Source organism: Streptomyces sp. NPDC002793, assembly GCF_040295485.1.
Taxonomy (GTDB): domain Bacteria; phylum Actinomycetota; class Actinomycetes; order Streptomycetales; family Streptomycetaceae; genus Streptomyces.
Window position 1 is genome coordinate 189,738 of record NZ_JBEOVL010000009.1, and the last position, 19,483, is coordinate 209,220.

Sequence of the window (19,483 nt, forward strand, 5' to 3'; positions counted from 1 at the left end):
CAGCCCCACACCCTAGTCTCAAGAACGAGGACACCGAGCCACGGGTGTTGGTTGCACAGGGGTCGTTCACACCGTCTACCCCGGATACGGCGGATTGCGCTCGGTGAGTCCACGCACCTCGGCCCGCAGCAGACCCGGGTCACGCTCCTCGCGCACGGCCGCGCCGAACATCCCGGCGATCCGCACCATGTCGTCCTCGTCCATGCCCTGCGTGGTGACGGCCGCCGTGCCGAGCCGGATCCCGCGGGCGTCCCCGTACGGCAGGGCACACGTGTCCAGGACGATTCCCGCGGCCATGAGCCGCTCACGGGCGGCACGGCCGTCCACGCCGAGCGGGCCGGGGTCCACGACGACGATGTGGGTGTCCGTACCGCCCGTGGTGACCTCGAACCCCTCGGACTCCAGAGCGGCCGCCAGGACGCGGGCGTGCGCGACGACCCGGTGGGCGTAGAGCGCGTACGCCGGGGTCGCGGCCTCACCGAACGCGACGGCCTTCGCCGCGACCGTGTGCATCTGGGCGCCGCCCTGGGTGAACGGGAACACGGCGCGGTCGATCCGCTCCGACAGTTCGACTCCGCACAGGATCATGCCGCCGCGCGGTCCGCGCAGCACCTTGTGCGTCGTCGCGCACACCACGTGCGCGTACGGCACCGGGCTGGGGGCCGCTCCCCCGGCGATCAGCCCCATCGGGTGGGCGGCGTCCGCGACGAGGTACGCGCCCACCTCGTCGGCGATCTCCCGGAACCGCTCGTAGTCGGGGTGCCGGGGGTACGAGATCGAGCCGCAGACGATCGCCTTGGGGCGCCGGGCCCGGGCGAGGGCACGCACCTGCGTGTAGTCGACGATTCCGCTGTCGGGGTCGACGCCGTAACCGACGAACTCGAACCAGCGTCCGGAGAAGTTGCCCGGAGCTCCGTGGGTGAGGTGTCCGCCGGCCGGCAGACTCATGGCCAGCACCGTGTCGCCGGGGCGCAGCAGCGCGGCGTACGCGGCGAGGACGGCCGAGGAGCCGGAGTGCGGCTGGACGTTGGCGTGTTCGGCGCCGAACAGCGCCATGGCCCGCCGGACCGCGAGGCGTTCCGCGGCGTCGGCCTGCTCGCAGCCGCCGTGGTGCCGGGCCCCGGGGTAGCCCTCGGCGTACTTGTTGGCGAGCGGGGAGCCGAGGGCCGCGAGGACCGCGGGCGAGGTGAAGTTCTCCGCGGCGATGAGCTGGAGCGTGCCGGCCTGCCGGCCCGCCTCGGCCAGCAGGATGGAGCCGACCTCCGGGTCCTGGCGGAGCAGGGCGCCGAAGTCCTGCGGCAGCGCGCTGTCGGACGGTGAGGGTGCTGGCGCGGCCGCTCGTGCGGCGGGGGTGGTGACCGGCATCTGACGGCTCCGGGCCTGGAGGGGGTGCGTGGCGTCAGATCCAATGTAGGCCCGCCCCGGGCCGCCTGCCCGCTGCCGGGCGCACCTCTACGCCGGTCGGCGCACCGGGAGTGCGGTGCCCCGGGGTGGGGCGTTCAGTGCGGGGCGTTCACTCCGGTCAGTGCCGTCATGACGGGATCGAGCGCCTGGCTGATCTCGTCGCCGATGGAGCGGAAGAAGGTGATCGGGGCGCCGTACGGGTCGTAGACCTCGTCGGCGTCGGCGGTCGGGGCCAGCAGCCAGCCGCGCAGGGCGGCAGCGGCGCGGACGAGTGCCCTCGCACGCTCGACGACACCCTCCTCGCGGGCGTCGGGCAGCGTGGCGGGGTCTATGGCCCGCACCAGCCGGGTGAACTCCTTGAGCGTGAAGGTCCGCAGGCCCGCCGAGTGGCCCATGGAGATCACCTGGGCGCGATGGTCCCGGGTGGCGGTGAGCACCAGGTCTGCACGGATCACGTGCTCGTCCAGGAGTTCACGGCCGACGAAGCCGGTGGCGTCGGCGCCGAAGTCGGCGAGGACGACCTCGGCGTTGGCCTCCATGGGCGCGCCCTCGTGCCCCCAGGTGCCCGCGCTCTCCACGATGAGGCCGCCGCTGAGGGGGTCCCCGAGGCGGTCCACGAGGGCGTGACGGGTCAGCCGCTCGGTGATGGGCGAGCGGCAGACGTTGCCGGTGCTGACGTGGAGGATGCGGAAGGTGTCGTACTGCCCCGCTATGCCACGCCCCTCAGGGGCGGTCAATTGGCCACCTCGAGGTCGGGTACCACCTTGCGGAGCTCCTCGACCGAGAGAGCGCCCGCCCGCAGCAGGACCGGGATCTTGCCGGTGACGTCGACGATGGAGGACGGGACGATCCCGGGCGTCGGGCCGCCGTCGAGGTAGACGGAGACGCTGTCGCCGAGCATGTTCTGGGCGGCGTCGCAGTCCTCGGGCGAGGGGTGTCCGGTGAGGTTGGCACTGGAGACGGCCATCGGGCCGACCTCCGTGAGGAGCTCGATGGCGACCGGGTGCAGGGGCATCCGGATGGCGACGGTGCCCCGGGTGTCGCCGAGGTCCCACTGGAGCGACGGCTGGTGCTTGGCGACGAGGGTGAGGGCGCCGGGCCAGAACGCGTCGACGAGCTCCCACGCCTGCTCGGAGAAGTCGGTGACCAGGCCGTGCAGGGTGTTCGGGGAGCCGATCAGGACCGGGGTCGGCATGTTCCGGCCGCGGCCCTTGGCGTCGAGCAGGTCGGCGACACCCTCCGAGCTGAAGGCGTCCGCACCGATGCCGTACACGGTGTCGGTGGGCAGCACGACCAGTTCTCCGCGGCGGACTGCGGACGCGGCTTCACGCAGGCCGGTCGTACGGTCGGTCGCGTCGTTGCAGTCGTATCGCCGTGCCATCAGCCGGCCTCCTCGGACATGTGCGGGTCTGTCGGGTGGGGATCGTGCGGTGCCGGTGTCCCGGCGGTCACGGCATGGCCTTGCGGGCCGTCGCGAACCGGGGCCGGTTGTTCAGGTCGGGGTGGTCGGCCGCGTCGGCCCAGCCCCGTTCCTCGGTGAAGATCCACGGCACCTGGCCGCCCTGTGTGTCGGCGTGCTCGATGACGACGAGCCCGCCGGGGCGGAGCAGCCGGTGCGCGGTGCGTTCGATGCCGCGGATGGTGTCGAGGCCGTCCTCGCCGGAGAAGAGCGCCATCTGCGGGTCGTGGTCGCGGGCCTCGGGCGCCACGTACTCCCACTCGGTGAGCGGGATGTAGGGCGGGTTGGAGATGACCAGGTCGACCTGTCCGTCGAGCTCGGGAAGGGCGCTCAGGGCGTCTCCGCGGTGGACGGTGACCCTGGACCCCTCGGCGTTCTTCCGCGTCCACCGCAGGGCGTCCTCGGACAGCTCCACGCCGTGCACGCGCGAGCGCGGCACCTCCTGCGCCATGGCGAGCGCGATCGCGCCCGATCCGGTGCAGAGGTCGACGATCAGCGGTTCGACGACGTCCATCGCGCGCACCGCGTCTATCGCCCAGCCGACGACCGACTCGGTCTCCGGGCGCGGCACGAAGACACCGGGGCCGACCTGGAGCTCCAGATAGCGGAAGAAGGTGCGGCCGGTGATGTGCTGGAGCGGCTCACGGGCCTCGCGGCGGGCGATCGTCTCCCAGTAGCGGGCGTCGAAATCGGCGTCCGGCACCAGGTGCAGCTCGCCCCGCTTGACTCCGTGCACGAACGCGGCGAGTTCCTCGGCGTCGAAGCGCGGCGAGGGGACACCGGCGTCGGCCAGCCGCTGGGTGGCCTGGGCCACCTCGGCGAGCAGCAGGTTCATCGCGGTTCTCCGTACGGGTTCACGAGCGGGGCGGGGCGGGTCGTACACGCCGTGCGCGGTTTACGCGGCGGCGAGCTTGGCGGCCGAGTCGGCGTCGACGCAGGCCTGGATGACGGCGTCGAGGTCACCGTCGAGGACCTGGTCCAAGTTGTACGCCTTGAAGCCGACGCGGTGGTCCGAGATCCGGTTTTCCGGGAAGTTGTACGTCCTGATCTTCTCGGAGCGGTCCACGGTGCGCACCTGGCTGCGGCGGACGTCGGACGCTTCCTGCTCGGCGGCCTCCTGCGCGGCGGCCAGCAGCCTGGACCGCAGGATGCGCATGGCCTGCTCCTTGTTCTGGAGCTGGCTCTTCTCGTTCTGGCAGGAGGCGACGACACCGGTCGGCAGGTGCGTGATGCGCACGGCGGAGTCCGTGGTGTTGACGGACTGGCCGCCGGGGCCCGAGGAGCGGTAGACGTCGATGCGCAGGTCGTTCGCGTGGATCTCCACGTCGACCTCCTCCGCCTCGGGCGTGACGAGCACACCGGCGGCGGAGGTGTGGATGCGGCCCTGGGACTCGGTGGAGGGGACGCGCTGCACGCGGTGCACCCCGCCCTCGTACTTCATCCGCGCCCAGACGCCCTGGCCGGGCTCGGTGGCGCCGTTGCCGCCCTTGGTCTTCACGGCGACCTGGACGTCCTTGTAGCCGCCGAGCTCGGACTCGGTGGAGTCGATGATCTCGGTCTTCCAGCCGATGCGCTCGGCGTAGCGCAGGTACATGCGCAGGAGGTCGCCGGCGAACAGGGCGGACTCGTCGCCGCCCGCGCCCGCCTTGATCTCCAGGAGCACGTCCTTGTCGTCGCTGGGGTCGCGCGGGACCAGGAGGAGCCGGAGCTTCTCGGTGATCTCCTCGCGCTGCTTCTCCAGGACCTTGACCTCGGCGGCGAAGTCCGGGTCGTCGGCCGCGAATTCGCGGGCGGTCCCGATGTCGTCGCCGGTCTGCTTCCAGGACCGGTAGGTGGAGACGATCGGGGTCAGCTCCGCGTAGCGCTTGTTGAGCTTGCGCGCGTTGGCCTGGTCGGCGTGGACCGACGGGTCGGCGAGCTTCTTCTCGAGATCGGCGTGCTCGCCGATCAGTTCCTCGACCGCCTCGAACATCTTCGGGCTCCTGGTTTCTGCGTCATTCGTCTGCGGGCCTGCTGGACGGTGTGGTGCCGGTTCCGCGCCGTGGAGGCGCGTCCGGCCCCACAGCCGGAAAAAACGCCGGTCCCGGCGCCCCGCTGGAGGGCGTCGGGAACCGGCGCAGTGGCTCGCTACTTGCTGGCGGAGCCGGCAGCCTTGCCGAAGCGGGCCTCGAAGCGGGCCACGCGGCCGCCGGTGTCGAGGATCTTCTGCTTGCCCGTGTAGAACGGGTGGCACTCGGAGCAGACGTCGGCGCGGATGGCGCCGCCCTCAAGGGTGCTCCGGGTGGTGAACGACGCACCGCAGGTGCAGCTGACCTGCGTCTCGACGTACTCGGGGTGGATTTCGCGCTTCAAGGTGTCTCCTAGTTTCGGGAGGGCTCCGGGTCGTTCGCGCGGATTGCGCGTCCGTGAACCGGGGCCGACGTACCAGTCTGCCAGGACCGGCCGTATCTCCCAAAACGAGGACGTGGCCGGGTGTATTCCCGCGCGTGGCGGGGAACATACCGCGACCGGGCGGTGACGGAAGGTGCTGTCGAGGGGCGCGGGATCACCCCACGACCTTCCCCGCTCCGCCCTTGTCGCCGGCCGACTGCGCCGTGGCGGACGCCGGGATCGGCTTGTCCTGCTTGAGCGCCGCCCAGACCTGCCGGCCGGCCTTCTCCTGAGGCAGTACGCGGTTCGGGTCGTTCCGGTCGTACGCGACGGGCAGGGTGACCATGTCGACGTTCTTCGAGCCGAGGCCCTCGAGTCCGCCGGCGAAGCCCGTGAGCTCCTTGACGGAGGCCAGCCCGGAGTCGGTGGTGACGGCCTTGGTCGCGGCGTCCGCGAGACCGAACAGCTTCTGCGGGTTCGAGAACACCCCGACGCTCTTCGCCTGGTCCATCAGCGCCTTCACGAACGCCTGCTGGAGCTGGATCCGGCCCAGGTCACTGCCGTCGCCGACGCTCTCCCGCGTGCGGACGAGGCCGAGCGACTGCTCCCCGCTCAGGGTGTGGGTGCCGGCCTTCAGCGCGAGATGGCTGTCGGGGTCGTCGATGGCCTGCGAGGTGGTGATCCGCACGCCGCCCAGCTCGTCGACGAGCTTCTTGAACCCGGTGAAGTCGACCTCGACGTAGTGGTCCATGCGGATGCCGGACATGGCCTCCACCGTCTTCACGGCACAGGCCGGCCCGCCGACCGCGTACGCCGTGTTGAACATCGCCTCGTGCTCCGCGCCCACCTGCTCACCGGTGGTGTCGCTCGTGCAGGCGGGACGGTCGACGAGGGTGTCCCGGGGGACGGAGACGACGCTCGCGGAGGTGTGGCCCTCGTCGACGTGGACGACCATCGCGGTATCCGCCCGGGCGGAGCCCTCGTCCGTGCCGTACTCGGCGTTGGCGCCGGAGCGGGAGTCCGACCCCAGCACCAGGATGTCCTGCGAGCCGTTGTCCACGTCGTCGGGCCGCTCGGCTCCGAGGGCCGCGTCGATGTCGACGCCCTGCAGGTTCCCGTCGAGCGTGAAGTAGGCGTAACCGAGGCCGGATCCCCCGACGACCACCAGCGCGGCAGCGCCCCAGAGGGCGACCCTCCTCACCCGGCGCCCCCGCGACGGCTTCCTCCGGCGACTGCCGGTGCCGCGTATTCGGCCGGTGCTCCTGCTCTGCTCGCTCATGCGGCTCCCTCGGTCGGCGGTGCTCCCTGGTCCCCTGCCAGGAGAATCAGTCGTGGCTTGCCGGCGCTGCGCCGGAGCCGAAGCGAAGAAAAGAGTGGCACGGACGGACCGCGGGACGACACGAGCGGCCAGGCGTCCGCAAGCGCCTGCCCCGCTGTGATCGCTGCCCCTGATCACCCGTCCCACCTGCGAATTCCCGCAGCCGCACCCCTTCGCACGACCGCGCTCCGTCGCGTTTGTCGCTGTGGGCAAGGTCTCTCGGAACGAGGGCAGGCCCCGGACCGCTAGAGGTCCGGGGCCTGCACCGACAGTGGTCCGTACTAGCCGAGCAGGCTGTACGACGCCCAGCCCACGCCGAGCTTGACCCTGGCCGCAGTGGCGAACGGCACCGTGGCGGAACCTGTGCTCTTGTAGGCCCAGAGCTCGCCCGCGCTGTCACGCACGATGAAGTCGGCCCGGCCGTCACCCGTCACGTCACCCGTGGTGGCGTACGCGGTGAAGTTCCAACCGCTGCCGACTTTGACGCGTCCGGAAAACGGTGCGGAGGCCGAGCCGGTGCCCTTGTACATCCAGAGCACCGCGCTCGCGTCACGGGCGATCAGGTCCGGCTTGCCGTCCCCGTTGTAGTCGCCCTTGCCGTACACCTGGTACGTGCTCCAGCCGACGCCGATCTGCACCTTGGACGCGAACGTGCCGTTGCCCCGGCCCGTCCACATCCACAGCGTTCCGGAGGAGTCGTTCGCCGTGACGTCCACCAGGCCGTCGCCCGTGACATCACCGGTCAGGGTGATGTTGCTCAGGCTGCCCCAGCCAGGACCGATCTTGTGGTCCATGTACGCGTCGGCCGCACTGTCGTAGCCCCACCACCAGAGTTCGCCACTCGTGGTGCGGTACACGTAGTCCTGGTAGAAGTCGCGGTTGACATCCGCCTGGCGGACCAGGTTGATGCCTTGCCAGTCACCCACCGACTCACGGTCGCCGACGGAGGTGCCCCGCGAGTAGTAGTTGAAGCCCTCTCCCGTCGACGCTCGTGCGAACAGGTCCGCCTTGTCGTCGAAGTTGAGGTTGGCGTCGTCGATACGGGGGTTGACCTCACCGGCGAACGTGGCGGTCTTGGCATACACGCCGTACGCGCCCGATGCCACGCAGTCGGTCACACCCCAGGAGACGACACCGGCGATCCGGCCGTTGACCACGAGGGGACCGCCCGAGTCGCCGTTGCAGGGCGAAACCGTGCCTGTGTCCTGACCGCTGGCCGCCTGGCCTGCGCAGACCATCTTCCCCGGCACGAAATCGCTGCCGAAGTAGCCCGAGCACGCCGAGTCCGCCTGGACCGGCACCGAGGCCTTGAGCAGGACAGGCGAGATGTCGTTGCTGGTGGAACTGGTGCGTCCCCAGCCGTAGACGGTCGCCGGCGTACCGGCCCCGTAGCGCGCCGTGTCGCCGGAAGCCGCAGGCTGCAGGGTCTCGTACGGAAGGGCGGAGCCGAGGGTCAGGACGGCGACGTCGTGGTCGAATCCGGCGTCGTCGTAGTCGGGATGGACCCACTGCCGCCAGACACCGGTCGCCGTACCCCCATGGAGGTCACCGGCCTCCGGAAGCTGGGTGGTGCCGCCGAGGACGGCTCCGTTCGTCTCCCAGTCGAGTCCGTCCACACAGTGCGCGGCGGTGAGGACCTTCGCCGGGGCAACGAGTGTGCCACCGCAGAAGTAGCCCTCGTCGTCGGCTTCGTCGACGGTGCCCTTGTCGTCGTAGTAGTGCAGCTGCACCATCCACGGCGCCTCGGTGATCGGCGCGGCGACACCACCGATGATCTTCGGATCCACGGTGCGCTCAGCACCGTCCGTGGCCCGTGGTTCTGCCACGGGGGCGCCGGATTCACCCTGTACCAGTTCCGCGGCGGACCCCTCGACCGTCTTCAGCAGTTCTGCCTGCGAGGCGGTGTCCCGCTTCTGCACGCTCTGTTTCTTCTCCGGAAGAGAGGGTGCGTCGGCGGCTTGCGCGGGTACGGCGGACAGGGCCGCGGTTCCCAGAGCGAGCGCGGCGACCACCGCGGGGAAGGTGATGAAACCCTTCCGTCTGCCAGATGTCACTCAGGACTCCCTTCGAATTACGCGGCGCAACGCAGTTACGGCGCCGGGTAGTTGTCCTCGAAGGAGAGAGAAATCCCCACTGGAGGTAGACACAGTGGGCGTATAGAAAATACGTTCCCCCCCACGTACAGCCCGCTGATAGTACAACGCAAAACTGCCCTCGTCACCGGTGTGACGAGGGCAGTTCCGCGTGGTTCCTGATATGCCGTCAGTCGTTGCCGTTGCCCGGCGTCGTCTTCTGGATCTGGAGCAGGAACTCCGCGTTGGACTGCGTCTTCTTCATGCGGTCGAGCAGCAGCTCGATCGCCTGCTGCTGGTCGAGGGCGTGGAGCACCCGGCGCAGCTTCCAGACCACGGCCAGCTCGTCCGTGCCGAGCAGGATCTCTTCCTTACGGGTGCTGGACGCGTCGACGTCCACCGCCGGGAAGATGCGCTTGTCCGAGAGCTTCCGGTCGAGCTTGAGCTCCATGTTGCCGGTGCCCTTGAACTCCTCGAAGATCACCTCGTCCATGCGCGAGCCGGTCTCGACGAGCGCGGTGGCCAGGATGGTCAGCGAGCCGCCGTCCTCGATGTTGCGCGCGGCACCGAAGAAGCGCTTCGGCGGGTACAGCGCGGTCGAGTCGACACCACCGGACAGGATGCGGCCGGAGGCCGGCGCCGCCAGGTTGTAGGCGCGGCCCAGACGGGTGATCGAGTCCAGCAGGACGACCACGTCGTGGCCCAGCTCCACGAGGCGCTTCGCACGCTCGATGGCGAGCTCGGCGACCGTGGTGTGGTCCTCGGCGGGGCGGTCGAAGGTCGAGGAGATGACCTCGCCCTTCACCGACCGCTGCATGTCGGTGACCTCTTCCGGACGCTCGTCGACCAGGACGACCATCAGGTGGCACTCGGGGCTGTTGACCGTGATCGCGTTGGCGATGGCCTGCAGGATCATGGTCTTACCGGTCTTCGGCGGGGCCACGATCAGGCCTCGCTGGCCCTTGCCGATCGGTGCGACCAGGTCGATGATCCGGGTGGTCAGGATGTTGGAGTCGGTCTCCAGACGGAGCCTGTCCTGCGGGTACAGCGGGGTCAGCTTCTGGAACTCGGGACGGCCGCGGCCGCTCTCCGGCGCCATGCCGTTGACCGAGTCGAGTCGGACCAGCGCGTTGAACTTCTCGCGGCGCTCGCCGTCCTTGGGCTGACGCACCGCGCCGGTGACGTGGTCACCCTTGCGGAGGCCGTTCTTGCGGACCTGGGCGAGCGAGACGTACACGTCGTTCGGGCCCGGCAGGTAGCCGGAGGTCCGGATGAACGCGTAGTTGTCGAGGATGTCGAGGATGCCCGCGACGGGGATCAGGACGTCGTCGTCGGCCACCTGGACGTCGGTCGCGAAGTCGTCGCGGCCACGACGGCCACGGCGGTCTCGGTAGCGGCCCCTGCGGCCGCGGCGGCCGCCCTCGTCGTCGTAACCGTCGTCCTGCTGGCTGCCGCCGCCCTGCGGGCCCTGGCCCTGGCTCTGGCCCTGGCCCTGGTTCTGGCCGCCGCCCTGCTGGCCCTGACGGCGTCCGCCGCCCTGCTGGCCCTGGTCGTCGCCCTTGCCGCGGCGGTCGCGCTGGCGGTCCCGGCGGTCGCCACGGTCCTGGCGGTCGCCACGGTCACCGCGGCGGCCTTCCTGGCGGTCCCGGCGGCCCTCGGCGGTGTCCGTGGCGGACTCCGCCTTCGCGTCGGCCTTCGCCTCGCCGCGCTCCTCGGCGCGGTCCTGGCGGCCCTCGGCCCTCGGCTCGGCCTTGGGCTCCGCCTCCGTCCTGGACTCGGTCTTCGGCTCGGCCTTGGTGTCCGGGCTGCCTGCCTGCGCGGTCGCACGGCGACGGCGGCGCTCGCCCGTGGGCTGGTCGTCGCTGGCCGGCTGCCCGGGGATGTCGATCTGCTGCTGGGCGGCGTCGGCGGCCGGAGCGGCAGCGGTCTCGTCACCGGTGCGCGTCTTCGACGTGGCACGTCGCTTCGGCTTGCTCCCGGTTTCCGTACCGGCGGCTGCGGCGGCCTTGGGGGCGGGCGCGGAGGATTTTCCGGCCTGCGCCTCCTTGATGACCTCGATCAGCTGGCTCTTGCGCATGCGCGCGGTTCCCCTGATGCCGAGGCCGGACGCGACCTGCTGCAGCTCGGCCAGGACCATGCCCTCGAGGCCGGTGCCGGAGCGGCGGCGCCGTGCGGTGGTGCCAGTGGCAGCACCTTCGGCGGGCGCGGAGCTGTCGACGCTCTTGTCGGCGCTCACGCCCATCAGATCGGTGGTGTCGCTCACGAAGGGTCCTTCCCTGGAGCGGACGTCGGCCTTCTGGCTCGGCGACCGGTTGTGCTGTCCGACTGCGGTCATTTGATCGTGTCGATCGCGGACCTTGCCGGGGCGGTGGTCCGCCGGGTACGGCGGAGAGATGAATGTGCGGGGTTCCGGCGCGAGATCCCCCTGCTCGGCCCACTCCTGGACGAGCAAGAGGGTGTCGCGCCGGTTCCGGAGCGTGCTCGAAAGCTCAGGCAGGCTGCTCAGGCAGTCGGGGAGGCTCCCGGAAGAGTGGTGGTCCCGGAGGGGGACACGAAGCAACGCGCCACGAAGACGTCGATTGCTGACTTGAGGTTAACACTACCGGCTCCAACAAACATTCCCCCTCTCATGCACCGGCAATCACGTGCGATTACGCGGCGAGCGGCAACACGCTCGCGCCCTTGGCGTCGAGAGCGAGCCGGGTCGCGGCCCATCCCTCACCCGCCAGCCGGGCGATCTTGTCGGCCGAACCCTCGTCCGCCAGTGCGAGCACGGTCGGTCCCGCCCCCGAGATGACGGCAGGGACGCCGTCGGCGCGCAGCCGGTTCACCAGCTCCACGCTCTGCGGCATCGCGGGAGCCCGGTATTCCTGGTGGATCCGGTCCTCCGTGGCCGCGAGGAGCAGTTCCGGACGCCTGGTCAGGGCCTCGACGAGCAGGGCGGCACGACCGGCGTTGGCCGCGGCGTCCACATGGGGGACGGTGCGCGGCAGCAGACCTCGGGCGGTCTCGGTGAGCACCGGCGTCGCCGGGACGAAGACCACCGGAACGACGGAATCGGCGGGATCCATCCTGATCGCACGGGCGGCTCCGCCGTCCGTCCAGGCGAGGGTGAACCCACCGAGGAGACAGGCGGCGACGTTGTCGGGGTGTCCCTCGATCTCGGTGGCCAGCTCCAGCAAGGCGGCATCGTCGAGACGGGCCTCGCCGCCCGTCGTCACGGCACGGGCGGCGACGATCCCGGCGCAGATGGCGGCGGACGAGGATCCGAGGCCACGACCGTGCGGGATGCGGTTGGCGCAGACGATCTCCAGGCCGTGGGGCTGACCGCCGAGCAGGTCGAAGGCCGTGCGCAGGGAGCGTACGAGCAGGTGGTTCTCGTCGCGGGGCAGCGTCTCCGCGCCCTCACCCGCGATGTCGATGTGCAGTCCGGAATCGGCGACCCGGACGACGACGTCGTCGTAGAGCCCCAGCGAGAGGCCGAGGGCGTCGAAACCCGGGCCGAGATTGGCGCTGGTTGCGGGGACGCGCACCCGGACGGCGGCGGCTCGGAACGCGGGACCGGCCATCGGTTGGACGACTCTTCCTGTACGGCGGCGGGGATGTTGTGCAGAGTACTTCGACGTATGCGGGGTGCCGTTGCGCGGGGACGGGGCCCGGCGGTCGCGACGGCTGTCGCACCGCGGCGGATGCGGCGGGGCGGGTTGTGTACAGCTTATCGAAGGATGCTTCCGTGGCGACATAGGGCGCACAGGAGGCGCACGATGCGTGTCGCACACCTCCCATGCGCTCTCGCCCCGGGAAGGGCGTCGAGCCGGGACTACGCCAGGCCCAGCTTCTCGGCCGCGGCCGCCGCGTCGACCGGGACGGTGACCGGCTGCGGGGCGCCGGCGACGGCCCAGTCGGGGTCCTTGAGCCCGTTGCCGGTGACGGTGCAGACGATCTTCTGGCCGGGGTCGACCTTGCCCTCCGCCGCGGCCTTGAGCAGACCGGCCACGGAGGCGGCCGAGGCGGGCTCGACGAAGACGCCCTCCTGGGAGGCCAGCAGGCGGTAGGCGGACAGGATCTGACGATCCGTCACCTCGTCGATGAAGCCGCCCGACTCGTCCCGCGCGTCCAGCGCGAACTGCCAGGACGCCGGGTTGCCGATACGGATGGCGGTGGCGATGGTCGCCGGGTCCTTCACGATCTCGCCGCGCACGATTGGCGCGGAACCGGAGGCCTGGAAGCCCCACATGCGCGGGGCGTGCGTGGAGATGCCGTCCCCCGCGTACTCCTTGTAGCCCTTCCAGTAGGCCGTGATGTTGCCCGCGTTGCCCACCGGGAGGACGTGGATGTCGGGGGCGTCACCGAGCGCGTCGACGATCTCGAACGCCGCGGTCTTCTGGCCCTCGATACGCACCGGGTTGACCGAATTGACGAGCGCCACCGGGTAGTTGTCCGAGAGGCTGCGGGCCAGGGTCAGGCAGTCGTCGAAGTTGCCGTCGACCTGGAGGATCTTCGCGCCGTGGACGAGCGCCTGTCCCATCTTGCCGAGCGCGATCTTGCCCTGCGGCACGAGGACGGCGCAGACCATGCCCGCACGCACCGCGTACGCGGCGGCGGAGGCGGAGGTGTTGCCGGTGGAGGCGCAGATCACGGCCTGCGCACCCTCCTCCTTGGCGCGGGTGATCGCCATGGTCATGCCGCGGTCCTTGAACGAACCGGTGGGGTTGGCGCCCTCGACCTTGAGGTGCACCTCGCAGCCCGTGCGCTCGGAGAGGACCTGCGCCGGAACGAGCGGCGTACCGCCCTCACGGAGCGTGACGACCGGCGTGGAGGCCGTGACCGGAAGACGGTCCCGGTACTCCTCGATGATGCCGCGCCACTGGTGGGTGCCCTTGCTGGTCATGGGTCCTTACTCCCCTTCAACACGCATGATGCTGGCGACACCGCGCACGGTGTCCAGCTTGCGCAGGGCTTCGACGGTCCCGGAGAGGGCGGCGTCGGGCGCACGGTGGGTGACGACGACGAGGGATGCCTCGCCGTCTCCACCCGCCCGTCGACCGACGCCACCCTGCTCGATGGCAACTTCGTCGCCGCTGCTCGAATGTCGGCTCTGCTGGCGGACCGTATCGATGGATACGCCCTGTTCGGCGAAGACCGTCGCGACCTGGGCGAGTACGCCAGGCTTGTCGGCCACGTCGAGACTGATGTGGTAGCGCGTGACGACATCGCCCATGGGGCTGACCGGCAGACGCGTGTAGGCGGACTCACCGGGGCCGGTGGTCCCGTTGACGATGTTGCGGCACACGGCGACGAGGTCGCCCAGCACGGCGGACGCGGTCGGGGCGCCACCGGCGCCGGGACCGTAGAACATCAGCTGGCCGGCGGCCTCGGCCTCGACGAAGACCGCGTTGTACGCCTCGCGGACGGAGGCCAGAGGGTGGCTGAGCGGGATCATCGCGGGGTGCACCCTGGCGGTGACGGACCTGCCGTCGGCGGCGCGCTCGCAGATGGCGAGGAGCTTGACGGTGCAGCCCATGCGCCGGGCGGAGGCGATGTCGGCGGCGGTGACCTCGGTGATGCCCTCGCGGTGCACCTCGCCGATCTTCACCCGGGTGTGGAAGGCGATCCCGGCGAGGATGGCGGCCTTCGCCGCCGCGTCGAAGCCCTCGACGTCGGCGGTCGGGTCGGCCTCGGCGTACCCGAGGGCGGTGGCCTCGTCGAGCGCCTCGGAATATCCGGCGCCGCTCGTGTCCATCCTGTCGAGGATGAAGTTGGTCGTGCCGTTGACGATGCCGAGCACCCGGTTGACCTTGTCCCCCGCGAGGGACTCGCGAAGCGGCCGTACGAGCGGGATGGCACCGGCCACGGCCGCCTCGTAGTACAGGTCCCTGCCGTACTTCTCGGCGGTGGCGTGGAGCGCGGAGCCGTCCTCGGCGAGCAGGGCCTTGTTGGCCGAGACGACGCCCGCGCCGTGCTCGAAGGCGGTCGTGATGAGTGTGCGGGCGGGCTCGATGCCACCGATGACCTCGACGACGACGTCGATGTCGCCCCGTTTGACCAGGGCGGTCGCATCGGTGGTGATCAGTGCGGGGTCGATGCCCTCCCGCACCTTGGAGGGCCGGCGGACGGCGACACCGGCGAGCTCGACCGGCGCGCCGATGCGCGCGGCGAGGTCGTCGGCGTGCGTCGTCATGATGCGCGCCACCTCTGAGCCGACCACTCCACAGCCCAGCAGCGCCACCTTCAGCGGACGCGTACGCATCATCCGACCTCGTTTCTCATACTTCTGATGTGTGGACCAGTCTCACTCACCGGACGGGGGTTTCTGCCACCCGTCCGGATTTTGAGATGTGAATTTCATCAGCCGACATCGAGACGCAGAAGATCTTCCTCTGTCTCGCGCCGGACGATGACCCGCGCCTGTCCGTCGCGCACGGCGACGACCGGCGGGCGCAGGGCGTGGTTGTAGTTGCTCGCCATGGAACGGCAGTACGCGCCGGTGGCCGGCACCGCGATCAGGTCACCGGGGGCCAGGTCGGACGGCAGGAACGCGTCCTTGACCACGATGTCACCGCTCTCGCAGTGCTTGCCGACGACGCGTACGAGCATGGGATCGGCCTCGGAGCTGCGCGAGACGAGCGAGACGCTGTACTCGGCGTCGTACAGCGCGGTGCGGATGTTGTCCGACATGCCGCCGTCGACGCTCACGTACGTCCTCAGGCCTTCGAGGGGCTTGATGGTGCCGACCTCGTACAGCGTGAACGCGGTGGGACCGACGATCGCGCGGCCCGGCTCGACGGAGATGCGCGGGGTCCGCAGACCGGCCGACTCGCACTCCCGGGTCACGATGTCGGAGAGCGCCTTGGCGATCTCGTGCGGCTCGCGGGGGTCGTCGTCGGAGGTGTACGCGATGCCGAGGCCGCCGCCGAGGTCGATCTCGGGGAGCTCGACGCCGTGCTCGTCGCGGATCTCGGCGAGCAGCTGCACGACGCGCCGTGCGGAGACCTCGAAGCCTGCCATGTCGAAGATCTGCGAACCGATGTGCGAGTGGATGCCGATGAGCTCCAGGCCGTCCAGGGTGAGAGCCCTGCGGACCGCCTCGGCCGCCTGTCCGTCCGCCAGCGCGATGCCGAACTTCTGGTCCTCGTGCGCGGTGGCGATGAACTCGTGGGTGTGGGCCTCGACACCGACCGTGACACGGATCTGCACACGCTGGCGGACGCCGAGCCGCTGGGCGATGTGCGAGACGCGGACGATCTCCTGGAAGGAGTCGAGCACGATCCGCCCGACACCCACCTCGACGGCCCGCTCGATCTCGGCGACGGTCTTGTTGTTGCCGTGGAAGGCGATGCGCTCGGCGGGCATCCCCGCGTCGAGCGCCGTGACCAGCTCACCGCCGGAGCACACGTCGAGGTTCAGCCCCTCCTCCTGGAGCCAGCGCACCACGGCGCGTGACAGGAAGGCCTTCCCGGCGTAGAAGACGTCGGCGCCGGGCCCGAAGGCGTCCGACCAGGCGCGGCAGCGCGCACGGAAGTCGGCTTCGTCCAGGAAGTACGCCGGGGTACCGAACTCCTCGGCCAGCCGGGCCACTTCGATACCGCCGACGGTGAGGGCGCCCTCCGCGTCACGGGTGACGGTACGGGACCAGACCTTCGCGTCCAGCTCGTTGAGGTCGGTGGCCGGGGCGGTGTAGTGGCCCTCGGGAAGGACATCGGCGTGACGGGGCCCGGCGGGGTGTGCGGATCGGCTCATCGTTCTGTTCTGCTCTCTCGGTTCTCAGAGGTGTTCGGGCGCGCTGATGCCGAGCAGGGACAGGCCACCCGCGAGCACCGTCCCGGCGGCTTCGGCAAGGGCCAGCCGGGAGCGGTGGGCGGCCGAGGGTTTCTCGTCGCCGACGGGGAGAGGCGGGCAGGCGTCGTGGAGGTCGAAGAAGGCGTGGGCCACCGTTTCGAGGTGCCGGGCGAGCCGGTCGGGTGCCTGGTGGCGGGCGGCGTCGGCGAGGACGCCGGGGTGGTCGGCGAGCGCGGCGTGCAGTGCGGGCGCCTCGACGTCCCGCTCGTACGCACCGGTGAGACCGAGTCGCTCCGCCTCACGGGTCAGCGCGCGGGCGCGGGCATGGGCGTAACGGATCAGGAAGAGCGGATTCCCCTCCGCCTGTACGAGGAGTTCGCCGCTGAGGGCCGCGCGGTCGTGCCCCGCGGGCCTCAGCAGCCCCCAGCGGGTGGCGTCGGCGCCCAGCCGGGCCAGCAGCTCCCCCGCCGCGGCCCCGGCGGGGACGGGGCGGGTCTCCACGAGCGGGACGGGAGGCCGGCCGTGCGCGTCGACGGTGACGCCGAGACGCGCCCAGTCGGGGTCGGACGCCTCCTCGCAGGTGACACGCCCCAGGGCGCCCTGCGCGCGCAGCAGCCTCATCACCGTGCCCGCCACGACCGCCGCCCGGACCTCACGCCGGTGGTGGAGCTGGTGGACCTGCCCGTCGCACCGGGCACCCCATCCGTAGCGGAGGCCCTGCTCCAGCACCTGGCGTACGCGCGCCGCGCGCGCGGATCCGTCGGAGTCCGCGTCGAGCGTGAAGTTCAGGAAGCCGGGCCCGGTGATCTCGACCCGTCCGATCCCGGGCGCTCCGGCGATCCGGTCCCTCAGCAGCGCGGCGACGTCCCGCGCGGGGAGCGCGGCGGGGCCGGCCAGCTGGAGGGCGACGGCGCAGGCGTAGTCACCGCTGCCGCCGGGCCGTGTCCGCTCGACCCGCACGCGCTCCGGCACCGGTGCGCGCAGGACGTCCTCGTCGACCGCGCGGCGCACAGCGTGCAGCACGGTCCTGGAGAGATCTGCGGGGGTCACGGGACAAGCGTATGGGAGGAAGGGGGGCACTTCGCCAACCGGTTTCGCCATACGGGCAGCGGCCCGGTCAGCCGTATGGTCCGCCGACGCGTCACCAGCGCCGGCCGGCGCCTCAGCCGGCGGCGCTCCCGGCCGTGTCCGCGCCGCGCCTGCCGCGGAACGGCGCGCGTTCCTCACAGTGTGCGAGCCGGCGCACCATGCGTACCAGTTCGCTCGGTTCGAAGGGCTTGGCCAGGAACGCGTCGACCCCGGCCGTCACTCCCGATTCCACTTCGTGGGGCGTGCAGGCGCTGATGACGGCGACGGGCAGGTGCCCGGTCCGCGGATCGGCGCGCAGCCTGGCAGCGGTCTGGATTCCGTCGAGTCCGGGCATCACGACGTCAAGGGTGATCACATCCGGGCAGACCTCGTGCACCAGATCCAGGCACTCGACACCATCAGCCGCGGTCACGACCTCGAAGCCCTCCAGCTCGAGATTGACCCTGATCAGCTGCCGGATGACCTTGTTGTCGTCGACAACAAGCACGCGGCCGTACGCCCCTGACACGCTTCGAGGGTAGGTCGAACGGAGGAGCTGCGTCCGGGTTTTGCCCACTTCCGCCCCCGGAGAGGCCGCCGTCACCGCCGCACACAGGTGCCGACGACGCGGAAATACCTGTTCCCGGGCACCCCACCGGAGCTGGTAGGGTTTCACTCGTCGCCGCCAAGCGCAGCGACATCGCCCCCGTAGCTCAGGGGATAGAGCATCGGCCTCCGGAGCCGGGTGCGCAGGTTCGAATCCTGCCGGGGGCACTTTCCGGAAAGACCTTCTGATCAGCGGAGACGCTGAGCAGGGGGTCTTTTTCATGTCTCCTCCTGCAATGCGCCGGCGAGGTCGTCCGCACGAAAGCCTCGCCTCCGGTTTGCCTTCCTGATCATGGGGTAGCCGCAGCCCGAATCACGCCGTCCGGGCGCGGACGCCCTTCAGGCAGCCGTCGCGGACGGCACGGCAGCACGCCTGGACCCGGCTGCCAGGACACATGAAGCCCGGCCGAAGCGCCGCAAGGCCACGCGCCGCGCGCATCCGAACGTCCCACGCCGCCGAGGGGCTGGGCGGCGCCATGTCTCTTCCGCCGGGTCGCGGGTCGACGCGAAAGGCACACGTGACCAGGCTGACAACAGAGATGGAGCCGGGAAGCCATGATTAGGCTCGAAATAGGTGGCGGCGTCAACAGTGCCGTCGAGTTCCTGGAAGCTCGGCTGCCCTGGCTTTTCGATTCCCTGCACTCCGTCGGGCAGGGCTTGTACGACGGCGTGTACTTCGTCATTTCGGTCCCCGACGCGCTGGTGATGGGGGCGATTCTCGCCCTGATCGCCTGGTGGCTGCGGGGCGCCGTGCCGGCCGTTCTCGCTGCCGCGGGCTTCTTCCTGATCAACTCGATCGAGTTGTGGGAGAAGGCGATGCAGACGCTGTCGCTTCTCGTCGTGGCGGCCACGATCACCATGGTGATAGCCGTCCCCCTGGGCATCTGGGCGGCCCGGAACAAGTCGGTGAGTTCCGCCCTCCGACCGGTTCTCGACTTCATGCAGACGATGCCGGCCTTCGTCTACCTGGTCCCCGGTATCACCTTCTTCGGGGTGGGCGTGGTGCCCGGCATCGTCGCCACCATCATCTTCGCGATGCCGCCGGGCATCCGGATGACGGAGCTCGGCATCCGGCAGGTGGACGAGGAGCTGGTGGAGGCCGCGGAGGCGTTCGGAGCCCCTCCGCGTGCCATTCTGCTGCGCGTACAACTGCCGCTGGCCCTGCCGACCATCATGGCCGGCATCAACCAGATCATCATGCTCTCCCTGTCCATGGTGGTCATCGCGGGCATGGTCGGTGCCGACGGTCTGGGTACCGCCGTCTTCCAGGCCATCAGCTCGGTGGACATCGGTCTCGGCTTCGAGGCGGGTCTGGCCGTGGTCATCCTCGCCATGTACCTCGACCGCATGACCGGTGCGCTGAACGAGCGTGTCTCGCCTCTCGGTCGCCGCGCCCTGGCCAGGGCG

At 70.5% G+C, this 19,483-nt stretch carries 15 protein-coding genes, 1 tRNA gene and 1 pseudogene; 2 read left to right on the forward strand and 15 right to left on the reverse strand.

Features of this window, described 5'->3' with window-relative positions; translation table 11 throughout:
- Positions 1-75: 75 nt before the first annotated feature.
- From glyA to ABT001_RS11700, 15 genes are all read right to left on the reverse strand, one after another.
- A complete protein-coding gene (glyA, locus tag ABT001_RS11630) occupies positions 76-1,365 on the reverse strand; it encodes a serine hydroxymethyltransferase (protein WP_351275541.1) in 1,290 nt (429 codons plus the stop codon).
- A 134-nt stretch (positions 1,366-1,499) separates the two neighbouring features.
- Positions 1,500-2,141, reverse strand: a complete 642-nt coding sequence (locus ABT001_RS11635) for an arsenate reductase/protein-tyrosine-phosphatase family protein (RefSeq protein ID WP_351275543.1) — start codon at positions 2,139-2,141, stop codon at positions 1,500-1,502.
- Complete coding sequence (locus tag ABT001_RS11640) at positions 2,138-2,785, reverse strand: L-threonylcarbamoyladenylate synthase (protein WP_351275545.1); 648 nt, start codon at positions 2,783-2,785, stop codon at positions 2,138-2,140. Before ABT001_RS11640 ends, ABT001_RS11635 begins: the two co-directional genes overlap by 4 nt.
- A gap of 67 nt (positions 2,786-2,852) precedes the next feature.
- Positions 2,853-3,698, reverse strand: coding sequence for a peptide chain release factor N(5)-glutamine methyltransferase (gene prmC / locus ABT001_RS11645; RefSeq protein WP_351275547.1), 846 nt, complete (start codon positions 3,696-3,698; stop codon positions 2,853-2,855).
- A gap of 60 nt (positions 3,699-3,758) precedes the next feature.
- Entirely contained in the window at positions 3,759-4,835 is a 1,077-nt protein-coding gene (gene prfA, locus ABT001_RS11650; protein WP_351275549.1) for a peptide chain release factor 1, read from the reverse strand.
- Positions 4,836-4,990: 155 nt separating this feature from the next.
- Positions 4,991-5,215: a 50S ribosomal protein L31 gene (rpmE, locus tag ABT001_RS11655; protein WP_351275551.1), complete on the reverse strand. Its 225-nt coding sequence runs from the start codon at positions 5,213-5,215 to the stop codon at positions 4,991-4,993.
- Positions 5,216-5,408: 193 nt separating this feature from the next.
- The gene (locus ABT001_RS11660) at positions 5,409-6,512 is read right to left on the reverse strand and encodes an LCP family protein (RefSeq protein WP_351275552.1); all 1,104 of its coding nucleotides are present in this window, start codon (positions 6,510-6,512) and stop codon (positions 5,409-5,411) included.
- 320 nt (positions 6,513-6,832) lie between these two features.
- Positions 6,833-8,605 carry a trypsin-like serine protease gene (locus ABT001_RS11665; protein WP_351275554.1) on the reverse strand — a complete coding sequence of 591 codons (1,773 nt, stop codon included), beginning with the start codon at positions 8,603-8,605 and terminating at the stop codon, positions 6,833-6,835.
- A 208-nt stretch (positions 8,606-8,813) separates the two neighbouring features.
- The gene (rho, locus tag ABT001_RS11670; RefSeq protein ID WP_351275556.1) at positions 8,814-10,886 is read right to left on the reverse strand and encodes a transcription termination factor Rho; all 2,073 of its coding nucleotides are present in this window, start codon (positions 10,884-10,886) and stop codon (positions 8,814-8,816) included.
- 388 nt (positions 10,887-11,274) lie between these two features.
- Positions 11,275-12,192 (reverse strand): homoserine kinase, encoded by a 918-nt coding sequence (gene thrB, locus ABT001_RS11675; protein ID WP_351275558.1) that lies wholly within the window; start codon positions 12,190-12,192, stop codon positions 11,275-11,277.
- Between the two features lie 251 nt (positions 12,193-12,443).
- On the reverse strand, positions 12,444-13,514 hold the full coding sequence (gene thrC / locus ABT001_RS11680; RefSeq protein ID WP_351275560.1) for a threonine synthase: 1,071 nt from the start codon (positions 13,512-13,514) through the stop codon (positions 12,444-12,446).
- Positions 13,515-13,520: 6 nt separating this feature from the next.
- The gene (locus tag ABT001_RS11685) at positions 13,521-14,876 is read right to left on the reverse strand and encodes a homoserine dehydrogenase (protein ID WP_351275562.1); all 1,356 of its coding nucleotides are present in this window, start codon (positions 14,874-14,876) and stop codon (positions 13,521-13,523) included.
- A gap of 95 nt (positions 14,877-14,971) precedes the next feature.
- Entirely contained in the window at positions 14,972-16,363 is a 1,392-nt protein-coding gene (lysA, locus tag ABT001_RS11690; RefSeq protein WP_351275564.1) for a diaminopimelate decarboxylase, read from the reverse strand.
- A 24-nt stretch (positions 16,364-16,387) separates the two neighbouring features.
- On the reverse strand, positions 16,388-17,452 hold the full coding sequence (gene nrtL, locus ABT001_RS11695; protein WP_351275566.1) for an ArgS-related anticodon-binding protein NrtL: 1,065 nt from the start codon (positions 17,450-17,452) through the stop codon (positions 16,388-16,390).
- A gap of 112 nt (positions 17,453-17,564) precedes the next feature.
- Complete coding sequence (locus tag ABT001_RS11700; protein WP_351275568.1) at positions 17,565-17,999, reverse strand: response regulator; 435 nt, start codon at positions 17,997-17,999, stop codon at positions 17,565-17,567.
- Between the two features lie 173 nt (positions 18,000-18,172).
- On the opposite strand from ABT001_RS11700, the gene ABT001_RS11705 reads away from it, so the two are divergent.
- Both ABT001_RS11705 and ABT001_RS36055 read left to right on the forward strand, forming a co-directional pair.
- Positions 18,173-18,244: transfer RNA gene (locus ABT001_RS11705), tRNA-Arg, on the forward strand.
- Between the two features lie 690 nt (positions 18,245-18,934).
- Positions 18,935-19,441: pseudogene (locus ABT001_RS36055) on the forward strand (ABC transporter permease); the annotation flags it as partial.
- Between the last annotated feature and the right edge of the window lie 42 nt (positions 19,442-19,483).